General features: G+C 44.6%; 20 protein-coding genes and 1 pseudogene. 18 read left to right on the top strand and 3 right to left on the bottom strand.

All coding sequences use genetic code 11. The features are described 5' to 3' along the window. Nucleotides 1-128: 128 nt before the first annotated feature. The 11 genes from FFV08_09025 (at nucleotide 129) to FFV08_08975 (ending at nucleotide 10,529) form a co-directional block, all read left to right on the top strand. Nucleotides 129-710 carry a DUF1027 domain-containing protein gene (locus FFV08_09025; GenBank protein ID QLB52730.1) on the top strand — a complete coding sequence of 194 codons (582 nt, stop codon included), beginning with the start codon at nucleotides 129-131 and terminating at the stop codon, nucleotides 708-710. Next, nucleotides 707-1,795 carry a 23S rRNA (adenine(2503)-C(2))-methyltransferase RlmN gene (gene rlmN, locus FFV08_09020; GenBank protein ID QLB52729.1) on the top strand — a complete coding sequence of 363 codons (1,089 nt, stop codon included), beginning with the start codon at nucleotides 707-709 and terminating at the stop codon, nucleotides 1,793-1,795. The genes FFV08_09025 and rlmN overlap by 4 nt, the downstream gene beginning before the upstream one ends. Further along, a complete protein-coding gene (locus tag FFV08_09015; protein ID QLB52728.1) occupies nucleotides 1,782-2,321 on the top strand; it encodes a VanZ family protein in 540 nt (179 codons plus the stop codon). The genes rlmN and FFV08_09015 overlap by 14 nt, the downstream gene beginning before the upstream one ends. A gap of 366 nt (nucleotides 2,322-2,687) precedes the next feature. Beyond that, the gene (gene trpB, locus FFV08_09010; GenBank protein ID QLB52727.1) at nucleotides 2,688-3,869 is read left to right on the top strand and encodes a tryptophan synthase subunit beta; all 1,182 of its coding nucleotides are present in this window, start codon (nucleotides 2,688-2,690) and stop codon (nucleotides 3,867-3,869) included. Between the two features lie 403 nt (nucleotides 3,870-4,272). Continuing rightward, entirely contained in the window at nucleotides 4,273-5,631 is a 1,359-nt protein-coding gene (gene trpE / locus FFV08_09005; GenBank protein ID QLB52726.1) for an anthranilate synthase component I, read from the top strand. Continuing rightward, a complete protein-coding gene (locus tag FFV08_09000) occupies nucleotides 5,628-6,191 on the top strand; it encodes an aminodeoxychorismate/anthranilate synthase component II (protein QLB52725.1) in 564 nt (187 codons plus the stop codon). Before trpE ends, FFV08_09000 begins: the two co-directional genes overlap by 4 nt. Nucleotides 6,192-6,201: 10 nt before the next feature. Then, the gene (gene trpD / locus FFV08_08995; protein ID QLB52724.1) at nucleotides 6,202-7,206 is read left to right on the top strand and encodes an anthranilate phosphoribosyltransferase; all 1,005 of its coding nucleotides are present in this window, start codon (nucleotides 6,202-6,204) and stop codon (nucleotides 7,204-7,206) included. Further along, a complete protein-coding gene (gene trpC / locus FFV08_08990; protein QLB52723.1) occupies nucleotides 7,203-7,970 on the top strand; it encodes an indole-3-glycerol phosphate synthase TrpC in 768 nt (255 codons plus the stop codon). Before trpD ends, trpC begins: the two co-directional genes overlap by 4 nt. Further along, entirely contained in the window at nucleotides 7,957-8,544 is a 588-nt protein-coding gene (locus tag FFV08_08985; protein ID QLB52722.1) for a phosphoribosylanthranilate isomerase, read from the top strand. The genes trpC and FFV08_08985 overlap by 14 nt, the downstream gene beginning before the upstream one ends. Further along, nucleotides 8,534-9,757, top strand: a complete 1,224-nt coding sequence (trpB, locus tag FFV08_08980) for a tryptophan synthase subunit beta (protein QLB52721.1) — start codon at nucleotides 8,534-8,536, stop codon at nucleotides 9,755-9,757. Before FFV08_08985 ends, trpB (FFV08_08980) begins: the two co-directional genes overlap by 11 nt. Next, entirely contained in the window at nucleotides 9,750-10,529 is a 780-nt protein-coding gene (locus FFV08_08975; protein QLB52720.1) for a tryptophan synthase subunit alpha, read from the top strand. The genes trpB (FFV08_08980) and FFV08_08975 overlap by 8 nt, the downstream gene beginning before the upstream one ends. Here the strand turns inward: FFV08_08975 and FFV08_08970 are convergent. Together FFV08_08970 and FFV08_08965 are read right to left on the bottom strand one after the other, a co-directional pair. Further along, a complete protein-coding gene (locus tag FFV08_08970; GenBank protein ID QLB52719.1) occupies nucleotides 10,498-11,160 on the bottom strand; it encodes a prepilin peptidase in 663 nt (220 codons plus the stop codon). The genes FFV08_08975 and FFV08_08970 overlap by 32 nt on opposite strands. Nucleotides 11,161-11,178: 18 nt before the next feature. After that, on the bottom strand, nucleotides 11,179-11,301 hold the full coding sequence (locus tag FFV08_08965; protein QLB52718.1) for a hypothetical protein: 123 nt from the start codon (nucleotides 11,299-11,301) through the stop codon (nucleotides 11,179-11,181). A 24-nt stretch (nucleotides 11,302-11,325) separates the two neighbouring features. On the opposite strand from FFV08_08965, the gene FFV08_08960 reads away from it, so the two are divergent. The 4 genes from FFV08_08960 (at nucleotide 11,326) to FFV08_08945 (ending at nucleotide 12,860) form a co-directional block, all read left to right on the top strand. Further along, entirely contained in the window at nucleotides 11,326-11,841 is a 516-nt protein-coding gene (locus FFV08_08960; protein QLB52717.1) for a DNA starvation/stationary phase protection protein, read from the top strand. A gap of 92 nt (nucleotides 11,842-11,933) precedes the next feature. Continuing rightward, nucleotides 11,934-12,152, top strand: a complete 219-nt coding sequence (locus FFV08_08955) for a DUF910 family protein (GenBank protein QLB52716.1) — start codon at nucleotides 11,934-11,936, stop codon at nucleotides 12,150-12,152. 1 nt (nucleotide 12,153) lies between these two features. After that, nucleotides 12,154-12,534, top strand: coding sequence for a rhodanese-like domain-containing protein (locus tag FFV08_08950; GenBank protein ID QLB52715.1), 381 nt, complete (start codon nucleotides 12,154-12,156; stop codon nucleotides 12,532-12,534). Nucleotides 12,535-12,623: 89 nt separating this feature from the next. Beyond that, the gene (locus tag FFV08_08945; protein QLB52714.1) at nucleotides 12,624-12,860 is read left to right on the top strand and encodes a DUF4190 domain-containing protein; all 237 of its coding nucleotides are present in this window, start codon (nucleotides 12,624-12,626) and stop codon (nucleotides 12,858-12,860) included. Nucleotides 12,861-12,895: 35 nt separating this feature from the next. Here FFV08_08945 and FFV08_08940 read toward each other — a convergent pair whose 3' ends face one another. Further along, nucleotides 12,896-13,621: an rRNA pseudouridine synthase gene (locus FFV08_08940; GenBank protein ID QLB52713.1), complete on the bottom strand. Its 726-nt coding sequence runs from the start codon at nucleotides 13,619-13,621 to the stop codon at nucleotides 12,896-12,898. A 180-nt stretch (nucleotides 13,622-13,801) separates the two neighbouring features. Here FFV08_08940 and typA point away from each other — a divergent pair, with 180 nt between their 5' ends. The 3 genes and pseudogenes from typA to FFV08_08925 all read left to right on the top strand — a co-directional run bounded on the left by typA (nucleotide 13,802) and on the right by FFV08_08925 (nucleotide 17,512). Beyond that, nucleotides 13,802-15,649, top strand: a complete 1,848-nt coding sequence (gene typA / locus FFV08_08935; protein QLB52712.1) for a translational GTPase TypA — start codon at nucleotides 13,802-13,804, stop codon at nucleotides 15,647-15,649. 23 nt (nucleotides 15,650-15,672) lie between these two features. Continuing rightward, nucleotides 15,673-15,942, top strand: a complete 270-nt coding sequence (locus tag FFV08_08930) for a DUF3165 family protein (GenBank protein QLB52711.1) — start codon at nucleotides 15,673-15,675, stop codon at nucleotides 15,940-15,942. Nucleotides 15,943-16,160: 218 nt separating this feature from the next. Beyond that, a pseudogene (locus FFV08_08925) lies at nucleotides 16,161-17,512 on the top strand (UDP-N-acetylmuramoyl-L-alanine--D-glutamate ligase).

Raw genomic sequence — 17,512 nt, 5'->3', positions numbered from 1 at the left:
TTCTCTGCTTTAAATCGTCTGACTTTTTTCAGAAAGATATTTTTGATGAAAAGTCCGCGAAATACTGGCTGATTTATGATAAAATAAAGTGTTGTAGATAAACTATCCAAGATCGTTAAAGGAAGAGTATGCGTAAAGATATTTCACCTGAATTGTATAATTATAATAAATTCCCAGGACCAGAATTTAAACAGATTGACAGCAAGATTGTTGCAGAAAAATTCGAGTTTGAATTGATTGAGAACTATAAGGAAGGCTTTGACTTGACGGCCTTTCATCAGCGCTTTTCAGAAATTCTCACCAAGTTTGACTATATTGTCGGTGACTGGGGCAATGAGCAGCTGCGCCTGCGTGGTTTTTACAAGGACGAGCGGGCTAATGAAAGCGATGAGAAGATTAGCCGCTTAGAAGACTATTTGCTGGAGTACTGCAGCTACGGCTGTGCTTATTTTGTCTTGGAAAATCCAAATCCCCAGCGCGCTTCCTTTGATAAGAAATCGCATGGCAAGAAAGAGTCAGAAGGTCGGTCGAAACGTTCTCGCAACAGCCGTTCAGGCGGTGACCGCAATCGCAGAAGCGAGCGAGATCGAGACAGTCGTTCTAAAAGGGATAATAAGCGCTCTCGCAACAATTCCCAGCAAGATAGGCAGAAAAAGCAAAAAGACAGCAATCGCCATTTTGTGATTCGCCAGAATAAAGGAGAAAAATGAAACCATCTATTTATAGCTTAACGCGTCAGGAAATGATTGAATGGGCGGAAGCTCAGGGAGAAAAGAAATTCCGTGCTGCCCAGATTTGGGAGTGGCTCTATCGCAAGCGGGTCCAGTCTTTTGAGGAAATGACCAATCTATCCAAAGACTTAATTGCTAGGCTAAATGATCACTTTGTCGTCAATCCGCTTAAACAGCGCATTGTTCAGGAGTCAGCTGATGGTACGGTCAAGTACCTCTTTGAGCTGCCGGATGGCATGCTGATTGAGACGGTACTCATGCGCCAGCACTATGGACTTTCAGTCTGTGTGACCACCCAAGTTGGCTGCAATATCGGCTGTACCTTCTGTGCTTCCGGCTTAATTAAAAAGCAACGCGACCTCAATAACGGTGAGATTGTTGCTCAGATTATGCTGGTTCAGAAGTATTTTGACGAGCGTGGTCAGGATGAGCGGGTCAGCCACATCGTGGTTATGGGAATCGGTGAGCCTTTTGACAATTATGACAATGTGCTCAAGTTTGTTCGGACGGTCAATGATGACAAAGGTTTGGCTATCGGTGCCCGCCATATCACGGTTTCAACTTCAGGGCTGGCTCATAAGATTCGTGACTTTGCCAATGAAGGTGTGCAGGTCAATCTAGCTGTATCCCTGCATGCCCCAAATAATGATCTGCGGACCAGCATCATGCGGATTAACCGGTCCTTCCCTATCGAAAAGCTTTTTGCAGCTATTGAATACTACATTGAGACGACCAACCGCCGGGTGACCTTTGAGTACATCATGCTCAATGAAGTCAATGACGGGTTAGAGCAGGCCAAGGAGCTGGCTGAGCTGCTCAAGAACATTAAGAAGCTGTCTTATGTCAATCTCATTCCTTACAACCCAGTTAGCGAGCACGACCAATACAGCCGCAGTCCCAAAGAGCGTGTCATGGCCTTCTACGATACCCTCAAGAAAAACGGAGTCAACTGCGTGGTTCGTCAGGAACATGGAACGGATATTGATGCAGCCTGCGGTCAGCTACGTTCTAATACTATGAAGCGTGATCGTGAGAAAGCATTGATAGAAAATGTTCAGCCTTAAGAACTACCTGACTTCTGACGGTGAGTTGACTGCTAAGGGGCGAAAATTGCTGGTGGGAGGAAGCTGGCTCTATTTCTTGATGCTTTGCATTTTGTGCTTTATTCCTCAAGTTCCAGAGCCGGGAATGGAGACGCCGGGAATCCAGTACTTTGGCCGAATAGTGGTTTTGTTAATCCCTTTTAATTCCTTTGTCAATATTGGTGAGATTACTTCTTGGATCCAGCTGATCAAGGTCTTTATCCAAAATCTAGCCAATATCTTCTTGCTATCACCCTTAATTTTTCAATTGCTTTGGCTCTTTCCGAAATTGCGGAAGACCAAGAAGGTTGTATGGCTGAGCTTTGGGATGAGTCTGTCTATCGAAGTGACTCAGATTCTGCTGGACCTTCTTATCAATGCTAATCGAGTTTTTGAGATTGATGATCTCTGGACCAATACTTTGGGTGGCTATCTGGCTTGGCGGGCATTTCAGCTTGGTCAGAAAATCTGGAAAAATCGTCAAGACGACGCTTCCAAAAGAGATTAGCGAGAGAAAGGTTCGGATTTAGGAGAAAAATTAAATTTTTTCTTGACAAGAAAAAGGGAAAGGCCTATAATAAAATAAATCATCAGAAAAGTAATAATTTTTTCTGCTTTCAGGGAGCCTGTGGTTGGTGGAAACAGGCAGTAGAAGGTTATGAAGTGGGCTGATGGAAAAAATGAATTTGAAGCAATAAAAATTCGGTGAGCACACCTTATAGTGCAGCTTGTTGTTAGACAAGACAGAGATATGGAAGCAGTCTATACTTTGCTCCATAATTGAGGTGGCACCGCGATTTTACGCCCTCACACAGAGTTTTTTCTGTGTGTGGGCTTTTGTTTTGCTTGAAAATAAAGAAATGAGGAAATTAAGATGGCAGAAACTAAAGGATATTTTGGACAATTTGGCGGCTCCTTTGTACCGGAGCCTATCCAGGCCATGCTGGACGAATTGGAAGCGACTTTTGAGAAGTATAAGGATGACCCAGAATTTTTAAATGAATACCGACATTATTTGGAGGATTATTCAGGACGGGAAACTCCACTCTACTTTGCAGAAAGTCTGACCCAGCATCTGGGCGGAGCTAAGATTTATCTGAAGCGGGAAGATCTCAATCATCTAGGCTCGCATAAGCTCAATAATGTTTTGGGGCAGATTCTTCTAGCTAAGCGCATGGGCAAGACCCGAGTCATCGCTGAAACTGGAGCTGGTCAGCATGGTGTGGCAACTGCGGCAGCCTCAGCTAAGTTTGGTATGAAGTGCGATGTCTACATGGGTGCAGAGGATGTAGAGCGCCAGCGCCTCAATGTCTTCCGCATGGAAATGATGGGGGCGACCGTTCACGCTGTGGAAACAGGAACCAAAACCCTCAAAGATGCTGTAGATGCAGCCTTCGGAGCTTGGATGAGCGATTTGGAAGCCTTCTATGTTTTGGGGTCGGCTGTCGGACCTCACCCCTATCCGACCATTGTTCATGAATTCCAAAAGGTGATCAGTGAAGAATCTCGTCGGCAGATTTTGGACAAGGAAGGCCGCTTGCCGGACTATGTTATTGCCTGCGTAGGTGGTGGTTCCAATGCTATCGGCGCCTTCTCCCAGTATGTGGCGGATGAAGAAGTCAAGCTGGTTGGTGTTGAAGCAGCTGGGCGAGGACTTGATACAGACCAGCATGCAGCGACTATGACCAAGGGAAGTGTCGGAGTAGTGGACGGTATGAAGACCTACGCTGTCTTTGCAGAAGATGGTCAGGTGGCACCGGTTTACTCCATTTCAGCAGGCTTAGACTATCCTGGAGTTGGTCCCGAACATGCTTTCTTTAAAGATTCTGGTCGAGTAGAATACGTGGCAGCGACAGATGATGAAGCTGTGGATGCCTTGCTTCTCTTGACACAAAAGGAAGGGATTTTGCCAGCAATCGAAAGTTCTCATGCCATTGCTGAAGCTATCAAGCGAGCTCCGCAATTGTCATCTGACCAAATCATCATTATCAACGTATCTGGTCGCGGAGACAAGGATGTGGCAGCCATTGCCGACTATCTAGAAAAACGAAAATAAAATACCCAGCAGAAGAGTAGTAACATCCCTCCTTTCAGAGAGTCTGTGGTTGCTGTAAACAGGCAGGAGAAGTTATGAAATGGGCTGCTGGAAACAAAGTTTTGTCCTTTAGTTGAACTTTTATTACTTTATTAGCCTACTTTGCTGTAAACCAGTATGCTGCTTTCTACTAAAAGGGATCTAAATGACTGTAAATAAGTAAATGAGATGTGGAGCCTGAAAACTCCATAACTGAGGTGGCACCGCGATGACACGCCCTCACAGGATGAACTGTGCGGGCGTTTTTCTGTAGTTTTGGGCAAGTTGTGACAGTGGACAGGTGCTACCTGCTCTTGTGAAATGCAGTCATGGCTAGCAGTTTGTTCTTCCTTAAACGCGTCCGATTTAAATAGAAAGAAAAAATATGCAAAAGATTTTACCAGCTGATATTTTATCGCCGATTCTAGCTTACATGCGGATTCAGGGCGACCACAAGGTGATTTTGGAGAGTATTCCAAGAGATAGCGAAACAGCTCGTTTCTCTATCCTAGCCTATAATCCAGTCTTTGAAGTTCGCTATGAAAATGGGGAGCTGACAAAGAACGGACAAGTGATAGAGGCGGATCCCTTGGATTATCTTCATGACTTAACAGTAAGAAAAGATTATCATTCAGATTTGCCTTTTGGTGGTGGAGCCATCGGTTTTGTCGGTTACGATATGATTTCCCTCTATGAGGAGATTGGCCAGATTCCAGTTGATGTGATTGGAACGCCCGATATGCACTTTTTCGTCTATGAGAGTTACATGGTTTTTGACCATAAAAAAGACAAGGTCTATATCGTTGAGGAGGCACTCTACAGTGATAGAAGCGAAACTGAATTGGCTACAAGTCTGGAGCGTATCATGGCTGAGCTGGCGCAGCCTGCGGCAGATGAATTTTCACCACTGGAACTGTCCAGTTTGAACTTCCAGAGTCATATCCAGCAGACGACTTTTGAAAAAATGGTGGAAGAAGCGCGCAGCTTGATTCGGCAGGGAGATATGTTCCAATGTGTGCTTAGTCAGCGTTTTTCGGCAGAATATTCTGGTAGGCCGCTGGATTACTATCGCAATCTGCGTGTGACCAACCCTTCCAACTATCTCTTCTTTTATGACTTCGGGGATTATCAGATTATCGGAGCCAGCCCGGAAAGTCTGGTCTCTGTCAAGCAAGGTCAGGTTACGACCAATCCTATTGCTGGAACCAGACCGCGTGGGAAAGATGAGAGAGAGGATAAAGCTTTGGCGAAGGAGTTGCTGGCTGACGAGAAGGAAGTGGCGGAACACCGTATGTTAGTTGATTTGGGGCGTAATGATATCGGTAAAATTGCTCAGAATAACAGCGTGGAAGTCACGAAGTACATGGAAGTAGAGTATTTCCGTTATGTCATGCATCTGACCAGTGTGGTCCGTGGTCAGCTTTTGCCTCAACTGACAGCTATGGATGCGCTCAAGTCAACCCTGCCGGCTGGTACCGTCTCGGGCGCACCTAAGATTCGGGCCATGAAGCGCATTTATGAGTTGGAGCAGGAAAAGCGTGGCATTTATGCGGGGGCTATTGGCTATCTGTCTGCGACAGGCGATATGGATGTTGCCATTGCTATCCGAACCATGATTTTGAAAAATGGCAGAGCCTACGTCCAAGCAGGAGCGGGTATTGTTTATGACTCGATCCCTGCCAATGAATACCAAGAAACCATCAACAAGGCTAAATCAATGACCAAGATAGGAGAGATGCAATGATTTTATTAATTGATAATTATGATTCTTTTACTTACAATCTAGCCCAGTATATTGGAAATTTTGCAGAAGTTAAGGTCTTGCGAAATGATGATGCAGGTCTTTATCAAGCGGCAGAAGAAGCTGATGCTTTGGTTCTGTCTCCGGGGCCAGGCTGGCCAGCAGATGCAGGACGGATGGAAGAACTTATCCGCGATTTTGCTGGTAAGAAGCCGATTTTGGGGATTTGCTTGGGACATCAAGCCATTGCAGAAGTATTTGGCGGAAAGCTAGGATTGGCTCCCAAAGTCATGCACGGCAAGCAAAGTATTCTGCGCTTTGAGGGGAAATCTCCTATCTATGAGGGGTTAGAGGATGGGCAGCCGGTCATGCGCTATCATTCGATTTTGATTGAGGAGATGCCAGAGGACTTTGAAGTGACGGCTCGGGCGGCTGATGACAACTCGATCATGGCTATCCAGCACAAGAGTCTGCTCATTTATGGTTTTCAGTATCATCCTGAAAGTATTGGAACGCCGGACGGCTTGTCGTCTATCAAGAACTTCATCGACTTAGTAAAGTAAAGGAGCGTGTATGAAAGAGATTATTGCAAAACTAGCTGATTTTAAGGATTTAAGCAGCGCTGAGATGACAGATGTGATTGAGCGTATTGTCACCGGACGGGTGACAGAGTCTCAAATTGTAGCTTTCTTACTGGGGCTCAAGATGAAAGGGGAAACGATTGAGGAACGAACTGCTTTGGCTCAGGTAATGCGAGGCCACGCTAAGCAGATTCCGACCACTATTCGCACTGCCATGGACAATTGCGGTACGGGCGGGGACAAGTCTTTCAGCTTCAATGTTTCGACTACAGCAGCTTTTGTACTAGCAGGTGGCGGAATTAAGATGGCCAAGCACGGCAATCGATCCATTTCTTCTAAGTCAGGATCAGCTGATGTGTTAGAAGCTCTGGGGATTAATCTAGACTTGGACGCTGCTAGCTTGGGCAAGATTTTTGAGCAGACAGGCATCGTCTTTCTCTTTGCAAAGAATATGCACCCAGCCATGAAATACATCATGCCAGCACGTCTTAGCCTAGGTATTCCTACTATCATGAATCTAACTGGCCCGCTTATTCATCCCATGAGTCTAGAAACTCAGCTTTTAGGAACCAGCCGGCCGGATATGTTAGAGAGCACGGCAGAAGTCTTGAAAAATATGGGGCGTAAGCGTGCAGTGGTCGTGTCGGGTCCAGATGGTCTGGACGAGGCTGGTCTTCATGGCCGTACCCAATATGCTCTGCTCTCAGATGGACAAATCAGCCTGCGCAGTTTTCTGCCATCAGATATTGGCATGGAAGAGATAAGTCTTGAAGCGATTCGTGGGGGTAATGCCAAGGAAAATGCAGAAATTCTGCTATCTGTTCTTCAAAATCAAGCTAGTCCCTATCTAGAAACGACAGTTCTGAATGCGGGATTGGGCTTCTATGCTAATGGGAAAACAGACAGTATAGAAGAAGGAATAGCTTTGGCTCGCCAAGTGATTGCCAGCGGCGCAGCCTATGAAAAACTCAAGCAACTACAGGAGTATCAAAAATGAGCAAAGAATTTCTCCCGACCATTCTAAAGCAAAAAGAGCAGGAAGTGGCGGCCATGTCCTATGAAGAACTGCAACCTTTGCGCTCGACCTATTCCCTCTATGAATATCTCAAAAGTCATCCTCAAGAGCTGCAGCTGATTGCTGAGGTCAAAAAAGCCAGCCCCAGTCTGGGAGATATTAATCTCGGTGTGGATATTGTGGAGCAGGCTCGAACTTATGAACGATGCGGTGCAGCCATGATTTCGGTTCTGACAGATGAAATTTTCTTCAAAGGACATCTGGATTACCTGAGAGAGATTTCCAGTCAAGTGACCATTCCAACCCTCAATAAGGACTTTATCATTGATGAAAAGCAGATTGTTCGCGCCCGCAATGCCGGAGCGACAGTTATTCTTCTGATTGTGGCTGCCTTGCCCGAAAAGCGGCTGCAGGAGCTCTATGATTTTGCGACGGGTCTAGGCTTGGAAGTTCTGGTCGAAACCCATAATCTGGCGGAGCTGGAAATTGCCCATGGAATAGGAGCTCGGATTATCGGTGTTAATAACCGCAATTTAGTTACTTTTGAGACAGATATCAATACCAGTCTCCAGCTGTCTGCCCATTTCAAAGATGACAGGGTTTATGTATCTGAGTCCGCTATTTTCAGCAAGGAAGATGCGGAGCTAGTAGCTCCTTATTTCCATGCGGTTTTAGTCGGAACAGCCCTGATGCAGGCTAAGGATGTGGCAGAAAAAATCAAGGAGCTGAAAATTGACAAAGGTTAAGATTTGCGGCTTATCAACGGCCAGCGCTGTGGAAACTGCATGCAAGGCTGGTGCGGATTACATTGGCTTTGTCTTTGCTGAGAGCCGTCGGAGGGTCAGTTTGGAGCAAGCTCAGAAGCTAGCTGCCTTGGTGCCGCCTTCTGTCCGAAAGGTAGGAGTTTTTGTCTCTCCGCGCTTGGCAGAGCTGCAGGAAGCTATTTCAGTGGCAAATCTGGATTTGGTGCAGATTCATGGCGATTTTGATGAAGAACTTCTGACTCAGGTTGGCCGGCCGGTTATTCGAGCTTATCAGGTCAAGGGTGAGTTAAAGGGAGTCAGCCAACAAGCGGACTATCTGCTATTTGATGCACCTCTTGCTGGTAGTGGTCAGACCTTTGACTGGCAAGCTTTTGACAAGAATCAAATCCACCAGCCCTTCTTTATCGCCGGTGGTTTGAATGCAGGAAATGTCCGAGAAGCGATTCAGCACTTCGCTCCTTACGCAGTTGATGTCTCAAGCGGGGTCGAGACTGACGGACAGAAGGACTTAGAAAAGATAAAAGAATTTATAGAAAGAGTGAAAGATGGCATATAATCAACCCAATCAAGAAGGATTTTATGGTGAGTTTGGCGGACGCTTTGTTCCAGAAACGCTGATGACAGCAGTTTTGGAGCTGGATAAAGCTTACCGTGAGAGTAAAAAAGACCCAGCCTTTCAGGCTGAGCTGGACGAGTTGCTGAAGCAGTATGTAGGGCGAGAAAATCCTCTCTATTTTGCTAAAAATCTGACAGCCTATGCTGGTGGTGCTAAGATTTATCTGAAGCGGGAAGACCTCAACCATACTGGGGCTCATAAAATCAATAATGCCCTAGGCCAGGTCTTATTAGCCAAGCGAATGGGCAAGAAGAAAATTATTGCAGAGACTGGTGCAGGTCAGCACGGAGTGGCCACCGCCACAGCTGCGGCCCTTTTCAACATGGACTGTACTATCTATATGGGCGAAGAAGATGTCAAGCGCCAAGCCCTTAATGTCTTTCGGATGGAACTTTTAGGAGCCAAGGTAGAGTCTGTGACCGATGGCTCTAGAGTCCTCAAGGATGCAGTCAATGCTGCCTTGCGAGCTTGGGTGGCTCAGGTGGATGATACTCACTATATCATGGGTTCAGCCTTGGGACCTCATCCCTTCCCAGAAATCGTCCGCGACTATCAGAGCGTGATTGGGCGTGAGGCTAAGCGCCAGTTTGCTGAGCAAAATGCAGGTGCCTTGCCAGATGCTTTAGTAGCCTGCGTTGGCGGTGGTTCCAATGCTATTGGGCTCTTTTATCCCTTTGTAGATGATAGTACGGTGGCTATGTATGGAACAGAAGCAGCTGGGCGGGGCGTGGATACAGATGAACACGCTGCGACCTTAACCAAGGGCCGGCCGGGTGTTTTGCACGGTGCCTTGATGGATGTCTTGCAGGATGAGCAAGGACAGATTCTGGAAGCTTTCTCTATCTCTGCTGGGCTGGACTATCCTGGCATCGGTCCCGAACATTCTCATTTTAATGCTATTCAGCGCGCCACTTATGTGCCAGTAACGGATGAAGAAGCCTTGGAAGCCTTCCAGCTCCTGTCTCGTATCGAAGGGATTATCCCTGCTCTAGAGTCTAGCCATGCTATTGCTTACGCAGTTAAGCTGGCTAAGGAGTTGGGACCAGATAAATCAATGATTGTCTGCCTATCCGGCCGTGGTGATAAGGATGTCGTTCAGGTAAAGGAACGCTTGGAAAGTGAAACGGCTCAAAAAGGAGGTGCCCATGACTAAAACACTCACTCAGCATTTAGAAACCATCCAAAAAGCAGGCAAGGGAATTTTCCTTCCTTATATCATGGCTGGTGATCACGAGAAAGGTTTGGCAGGATTAGCAGAAACTATCTCATTTTTGGAAAACTTGGGCGTGTCAGCCATTGAAATCGGTCTGCCATTTTCAGACCCTGTTGCAGATGGGCCAGTTATTGAAGAAGCTGGTCTGAGGAGCCTGGGTCATCAGACTTCGGCCAAGTCTTTAGTCGCAAGCTTGCAGAATTTGGACACTCAGCTGCCTCTCATCATCATGACCTACTTCAATCCTATTTTCCAATACGGTCTCAAAAATTTTGTCAAGGATTTGGCTACGACACCGGTTAAAGGATTGATTATTCCGGATCTGCCCTACGAGCATAGGAACTTTATCTTGCCTTTGCTGGAAGATTCAGATATCGCTCTTATTCCTTTAGTGAGTCTGACGACTGGCCTAGAACGTCAGCAGGAGCTGATTAAGGAGGCAGAAGGTTTTATCTACGCTGTAGCCATCAACGGTGTGACGGGTAAGAGCGGAAGCTACCGCAATGATTTGGACCAGCATTTGAGCAAGCTTCGTGATATTGCAGAGATTCCAGTACTGACGGGCTTTGGCGTTTCGACTTTAGAGGATGTTGACCGCTTCAATCAAGTCTCAGATGGAGTCATTGTCGGATCCAAGATTGTAAAAGCTCTTCATGAAAAGGACGCCAGTATAGCAGCCTTTATCCAAGAAGCAGCAGCTTATAAGAAATAAGCACCACGACACCAAACAAAAGACAGGGGACAAATGCCAGCCTGTCTTTTCTCTTTTTAAAGCAGAAGCAGGCGAGGCCGGAGAAGCTAGCGATTTGGATAAGAATGAGAATCTCTGTCAGGCTGAAAATAGCTGAGCAGGAAGCGAGAAATAGAAAGTCGCCAGCTCCAATACGAAGATTATAAAAGAAGGCTAGAAGTCCTAGGGTTAAAAAGAAGAGCATGAGAGGATTGACACTTGCTGTCATCATCAGTGAAAGCTGAAAAAACAGCCAGACCATCAGGGGATATTGCTGCTCTCTTTGATCGTAGATGGCTAGGGTCAAGCCCATGGTGAGTAGTAGGAGTTGACTGATGGAAATCGTGCCAAGTGAGGTTGCCAGAAAAAGACCTCCCAAGACACATTCAAAAAATAAATAGCGTAAGGGAATCTTGTCTCCACAGAAGCGGCAACGAAGAAGATTTAAGATTTGGGAAAAAATAGGAATCAAATCACGCGGTGCCAATCTTTTCCCGCAGGCATTGCAATGGCTAGCGGGAGCGATGATAGAATGCTCTGGGAAGCGGTCGATAACCAAGCCTAAGAATGAGGCAAAGACAGTTCCAAGGAGAAAAAAGTATAGATGAATCATACTTGTTTATTCGTAATTTTAAACAGAAAAATTCTGAAATTTTGCAACTTTTCTAATAAAGTCTTTTTTTGAATCTTTTGCCTTGACTTTCTTATTTAGAAGCATTATAATTAAACCATAATCTAAAAAGATTAGAATCATTATAAATAAAACGAGGTAAATACAATGACACAAGTAAAAAATGGTGCAGCAACTGACGTAGCAACTTTCAGCAATCAAAAGGCTTTGCCAAAGACTAAGGCTATTCTTAATCAAGTAGTGGCAGACCTTTATACAGCTCATATCGCTCTTCACCAAGTTCACTGGTATATGCGTGGTGCAGGCTTCATGGTTTGGCATCCAAAAATGGATGAATACATGGAAACTTTGGATACAACCTTGGATGAAGTTAGCGAGCGCTTGATTACACTAGGAGGCAAGCCTTATTCTACCTTGACTGAGTTTATCCAACACAGCAAGATTGAAGAAAAAGCTGGTGAATTCAGCAAGGATGTAGAAGAAAGTCTGGCGCGTGTGATTGAGATTTTCCGCTACCTGACAGGTCTTTACCAAGAAGCGCTGGATGTAACAGACGAAGAAGGGGACGATGTAACCAATGATATCTTTGTCGGTGCCAAGGGAGACCTTGAAAAGACTATCTGGATGCTGACAGCTGAAATTGGTCAAGCACCAGGTTTATAAAAAATGATACATGCCAAGCAGAAAGGAAATAGGCTTTCCTTTCTGCTTTTTTCATCTTGAAAAGCGCTGGAAAATCTGATAAAATATAGCTCATGAAAACCCTGTATGATGTTCAGCAATTTCTTAAAAGTTTCGGAATCATTATCTATATGGGCAAACGCCTTTACGATATTGAAATGATGAAAATCGAGCTGAAAAGGATTTACGACGCCGATCTAATGGATAAGCTAGCTTATTTTGAGGCAGAGGCTGTCTTGCGCCGAGAACATCGATTAGAGTTAGAATATTTAGAAAAGAAAAAGGAGACTTGAGATGACAATTTGGATTTTGTGGGCGGTACTTTTGGGAATACTTGGCTGGATGGGCTTTAATTATCTGCGCCTTCGTCAGGCAGCAAAAATCGTGGACAATGGAGAATTTGAAGACTTGATTCGCCAAGGTCAGTTGGTTGATCTGCGGGATCCATCTGATTTTCACCGGAAGCATATCTTAGGTGCTCGCAATATTCCATCTCAGCAGCTGAAGGATAGTGTCGGTGCACTTCGTAAGGACAAGGCTGTTCTCCTCTATGAAAATAGTCGCGGTCAGCGCGTAACCAATGCGGCTCTGTATCTGAAAAAACAAGGATTTAAAGAAATCTATATTCTTTCTTATGGGTTGGATTCTTGGAATGGCAAGGTGAAGGCTAGTTAACATAAATCAAAAATTTGTCGCATTATATATACAAAGCTGGTTTCTTGTGTTATAATAAATTAATATTAATTTTAAGGAGTTTTTAAAACATGCAAGAAAAGAAAAAATCCTCTCTTGTTTTAGGTATCCTATCTATCATCTTTGGTTTTTTCATTCCATTGGTAGGTCTTATTTTAGGTATTATCGGTTTGGTGTTGGCTAATTCACATCAAAAAGAGTCTAAATTAGACTATAAAACAGAAAAAATTCTGGGTATCGTAGGGATTGTAATTTCCGTAATTGTTTGGATTCTAAATGTCATGGTACTTATGAACGGAGTAGGATAGTAACAAAAAGCTTTATTTTTTAAAGCTTTTTTGTTTTACCAACTTTTCTCCAAATATTTTTTAATAATCGCTAATTCTTCTAGGTTTAAAGGACGGTAATCACCTGTTGCTAGGTCTGGATCTAATGTAAAATCCCCAAACTGAATCCGCTTGAGATAAATGACCTTGACACCAACTGCCAGAAACATCTTTTTGATCTGGTGGAATTTCCCCTCGGAAATCTTGACGGTAGCACAGCTCAGATTAGAGCTACTAGAGAGGATAGAGAGCTGGGCAGGTTGGCAGGTGGTGCCGTCTAAAAAGCGAATGCCTTCTTGAAAGGAAGATTTGTCCTTAGGAGTTAAAGGTCCATTGACTTCTACATAGTAAGTTTTTTCGACATGATATTGAGGGTGCAGTAGCTGAAATCCCAAAGGACCATTGTCGGTAATCAGAAGAAGCCCTTCGGTATCTCTATCCAGGCGTCCGATAGAGTAAAGATTTTCTTTCTCTACCTCCTTGTCCAGTAAATCCAGGACAGTCAATTTTTCAGCGTCGCGATTGGCAGTGACTGCACCTGCGGGTTTATTCAGCATGTAGTAACGGTGGGCAGGACCACTGACCTGTTTTCCTTGAAAAGTAATCTGCTGCAGGCCGGTATCAACGTTTTGGCTGAGTTTGCAGGCGGGCTTACCATCCACTAAAATCTGTTTTTGTAAAAGGCTTTGTTTCATCTTTTTTCGGCTGATATGATTGGTAGCCAGCAGTTGGTCGAGGCGCATCTGTTTTCCTTGTTTTTTTCTAAATCATATCATAAATTTTCAGGATGGGAAATGCAAATCCTCATGGAGCTCCCATATTTTTCAATGAAAACATTTACACTTATCAAAGCCGTGTTTTTTGCCTGCGTCTGTGGTATAATTGTTCAGTTAGAAATAAAATTTAAAAATTCAGAGGAAATCATGACAAAATTAAGAGAAGATATTCGCAATATCGCCATTATCGCTCACGTTGACCACGGGAAAACAACCTTGGTTGATGAGTTGCTGAAGCAATCTCATACACTAGATGAGCGTAAAGAATTGCAAGAGCGGGCAATGGACTCAAACGATATTGAAAAGGAGCGCGGTATCACCATCTTGGCTAAAAATACAGCCGTGGCTTACGAAGGTACTCGTATCAATATCATGGATACACCAGGGCACGCGGACTTCGGTGGTGAAGTAGAGCGGATTATGAAGATGGTGGACGGGGTTGTTCTGGTTGTGGACGCCTACGAAGGAACTATGCCTCAGACTCGCTTTGTATTGAAAAAAGCCTTGGAGCAAGACCTTGTTCCTATCGTAGTTGTGAACAAAATCGACAAGCCGTCTGCTCGTCCAGCAGAAGTAGTGGATGAAGTATTGGAACTCTTTATTGAGCTTGGAGCGGATGATGACCAGCTGGACTTCCCAGTGGTTTATGCTTCCGCTATCAATGGAACCTCATCAATGTCTGACGATCCAGCTGATCAAGAGCACACCATGGCACCGATTTTTGATACCATCATTGACCATATCCCAGCACCAGTCGATAATTCTGACGAACCTTTCCAATTCCAAGTGTCACTCTTGGACTACAATGACTTCGTTGGCCGTATCGGTATCGGCCGTGTCTTCCGTGGTACTGTTAAAGTTGGTGACCAAGTAACCCTTTCTAAGCTTGATGGTACAACTAAAAACTTCCGTGTTACAAAACTTTTTGGTTTCTTTGGCTTGGAGCGTCGTGAAATCAACGAAGCAAAAGCAGGTGACTTGATTGCTGTTTCAGGTATGGAAGATATCTTTGTCGGTGAGACCATTACACCGACAGATGCTGTTGAAGCTCTGCCAATTCTGCATATTGATGAGCCAACTCTGCAGATGACCTTCTTGGTTAACAACTCACCTTTTGCTGGTCGCGAAGGGAAATGGGTGACTTCTCGTAAGGTTGAAGAACGCCTGCAGGCTGAACTGCAAACAGATGTATCTCTACGTGTTGAACCAACTGATTCACCAGACAAGTGGATTGTTTCAGGTCGTGGTGAATTGCACTTGTCAATCCTGATTGAAACAATGCGTCGTGAAGGGTATGAGCTGCAAGTATCTCGTCCAGAAGTTATCGTGAAAGAAATCGACGGTGTCAAATGTGAGCCATTTGAGCGCGTCCAAATCGATACACCTGAAGAATATCAAGGCTCGGTCATCCAAAGCCTTTCTGAACGCAAGGGTGAAATGCTGGATATGGTGGCTACAGGAAATGGTCAGACTCGTTTGGTCTTCTTGGTTCCTGCTCGTGGTTTGATTGGTTACTCAACTGAGTTCTTATCCATGACCCGCGGTTACGGGATTATGAACCATACCTTTGATCAATACCTACCACTTATTCCAGGTGAAATCGGTGGCCGCCACCGCGGTGCCTTGGTATCTATCGATGCTGGTAAGGCAACGACCTACTCTATCATGTCTATCGAAGAGCGCGGAACCATCTTTGTCAACCCAGGCACTGAGGTATACGAAGGAATGATTATTGGTGAAAACTCTCGTGAAAATGACTTGACTGTTAATATCACCAAAGCCAAGCAGATGACCAACGTTCGTTCTGCTACCAAGGACCAGACAGCAGTCATCAAGACACCGCGCATTTTGACCTTGGAAGAATCTTTGGAATTCTTGAATGACGATGAGTACATGGAAGTAACGCCCGAATCTATTCGTCTGCGTAAGCAAATTTTGAACAAACAAGAACGCGAAAAAGCCAATAAAAAGAAAAAATCAGCTGCAGCTGAATAAGTAAAAAGGAAAGGAGCAGCAAGATGGTTTACCTTATCATTGGAATTTTAATCCTCTTTTTCTACATTTTTGCTGTTCCATCCAGTATTAAAGGGACTGTTAATGCTGTGACCATGGTTTTACTGATTGTGGCCTTGATTATCTTATTTGCCTTAGGCATTTTTCAGATTTTCCAATTGCCAGCTGAATATTTTGTAGGATTTGGCCTATCCGTAGTGGCCGTCTTAGCTTTGCGGGATATCAATCGCCTCAAGCCGCCTAAGAAATCAAAAAAGAATTTTGATGAAGAATAAAAAAGAGCAAGAGCTTAGAAAGTCGGATAGACGTTTTGAGCTTTTGCTCTTTTTCTTTACAAAAATAATAGCCTTGTGTTACAAAATATTTCAAATAGATGAAAACATATCATTTTTTTCAAAACTTGCTTACAGTCGAAAATAAAAGACTCCTATGACTTTTTTATTTCCACAAAAAAAGGTAAAATAGAATGAAGTATGAATGGAAGAGGTTGCTTATGAAAAATATAGCAAATTTTGCCAATAAAAAGGTCTTGGTTCTGGGATTGGCCAAGTCGGGTGAGTCAGCTGCTCGCCTTTTAGATAAATTAGGAGCCATCGTGACAGTTAACGATGGCAAACCTTTCGAGGAAAATCCTGCTGCCCAATCTTTGCTCGAAGAAGGAATCAAAGTGGTGACAGGAGGTCATCCCTTGGAGTTGTTGGACGAAGATTTTGAACTGATGGTGAAAAATCCAGGTATTCCTTATGACAATGCCATGGTCGTAAGAGCTCTTGAGAAGAAGATTCCAGTTATAACTGAAGTCGAGTTGGCTTTTCTGATTTCAGAAGCGCCGATTATTGGTATTACGGGTTCAAATGGTAAGACGACGACCACAACCATGATTGCACAAGTCTTGACAGCTGGTGGTCAAAATGGTCTATTGTCCGGTAATATCGGCTTTCCTGCCAGTCAGGTAGCCCAAACAGCCAGCAGCAAGGATACACTGGTTATGGAACTGTCTTCCTTCCAGTTGATGGGGATTGAGGCTTTTCATCCGCAAATCGCTGTTATCACTAATCTCATGCCAACACATTTGGATTATCACGGCTCTGTTGAGGAATATGCAGCTGCCAAGTGGAATATCCAGAAAAATATGACATCTGATGATTATCTGGTTTTGAATTTCAATCAAGACTGGGCCAAGGAAATGGCTAGCCAGACTCAGGCTACTGTTGCGCCTTTTTCAACGACTGAAAAGGTGGATGGTGCCTATTTAGAGGGTGATGTCTTGACCTTCCGTGGAGAAGTGATTATGCAGGCGGCTGAAATCGGCGTTCCTGGCAGTCACAATATTGAAAACGCTCTGGCTACGATTGCAGTAGCCAAGCTGCGTGGTATTGATAATCAGACGATTAAAGAAGTCTTGTCAGCTTTTGGGGTGTTAAGCACCGCCTCCAGTATGTGGGGCAGGTAAATGAGGTTGCCTTTTACAATGACAGCAAGTCTACCAATATCTTGGCAACCCAGAAAGCCCTATCTGGTTTTGACAATAGCAAGGTGATTCTGATTGCAGGTGGCTTGGACCGTGGCAATGAATTTGACGAATTAGTGCCTGACCTCAAAGGACTCAAGAAGATGGTAATCTTAGGGCAATCGGCAGCGCGTGTAAAGAGAGCAGCCGATCAGGCTGGTGTTTCTTATCTAGATGCGACTGATGTCCGAGATGCTGCTCATAAGGCCTTTGATCAAGCGAAGCCAGGAGACATTGTCTTGCTTAGTCCTGCCAATGCCAGCTGGGATATGTATAGTAATTTTGAAGTCCGTGGCGATGAGTTTCTCGCTGCATTTGAAGAATTAAAAGGTTAA

Source organism: Streptococcus sanguinis, from assembly GCA_013378335.1.
Taxonomy (GTDB): Bacteria; Bacillota; Bacilli; order Lactobacillales; family Streptococcaceae; genus Streptococcus; species Streptococcus sanguinis_I.
Note: the sequence above shows the minus strand (reverse complement) of the source record. Positions and strands in the feature narration are given on the sequence as shown.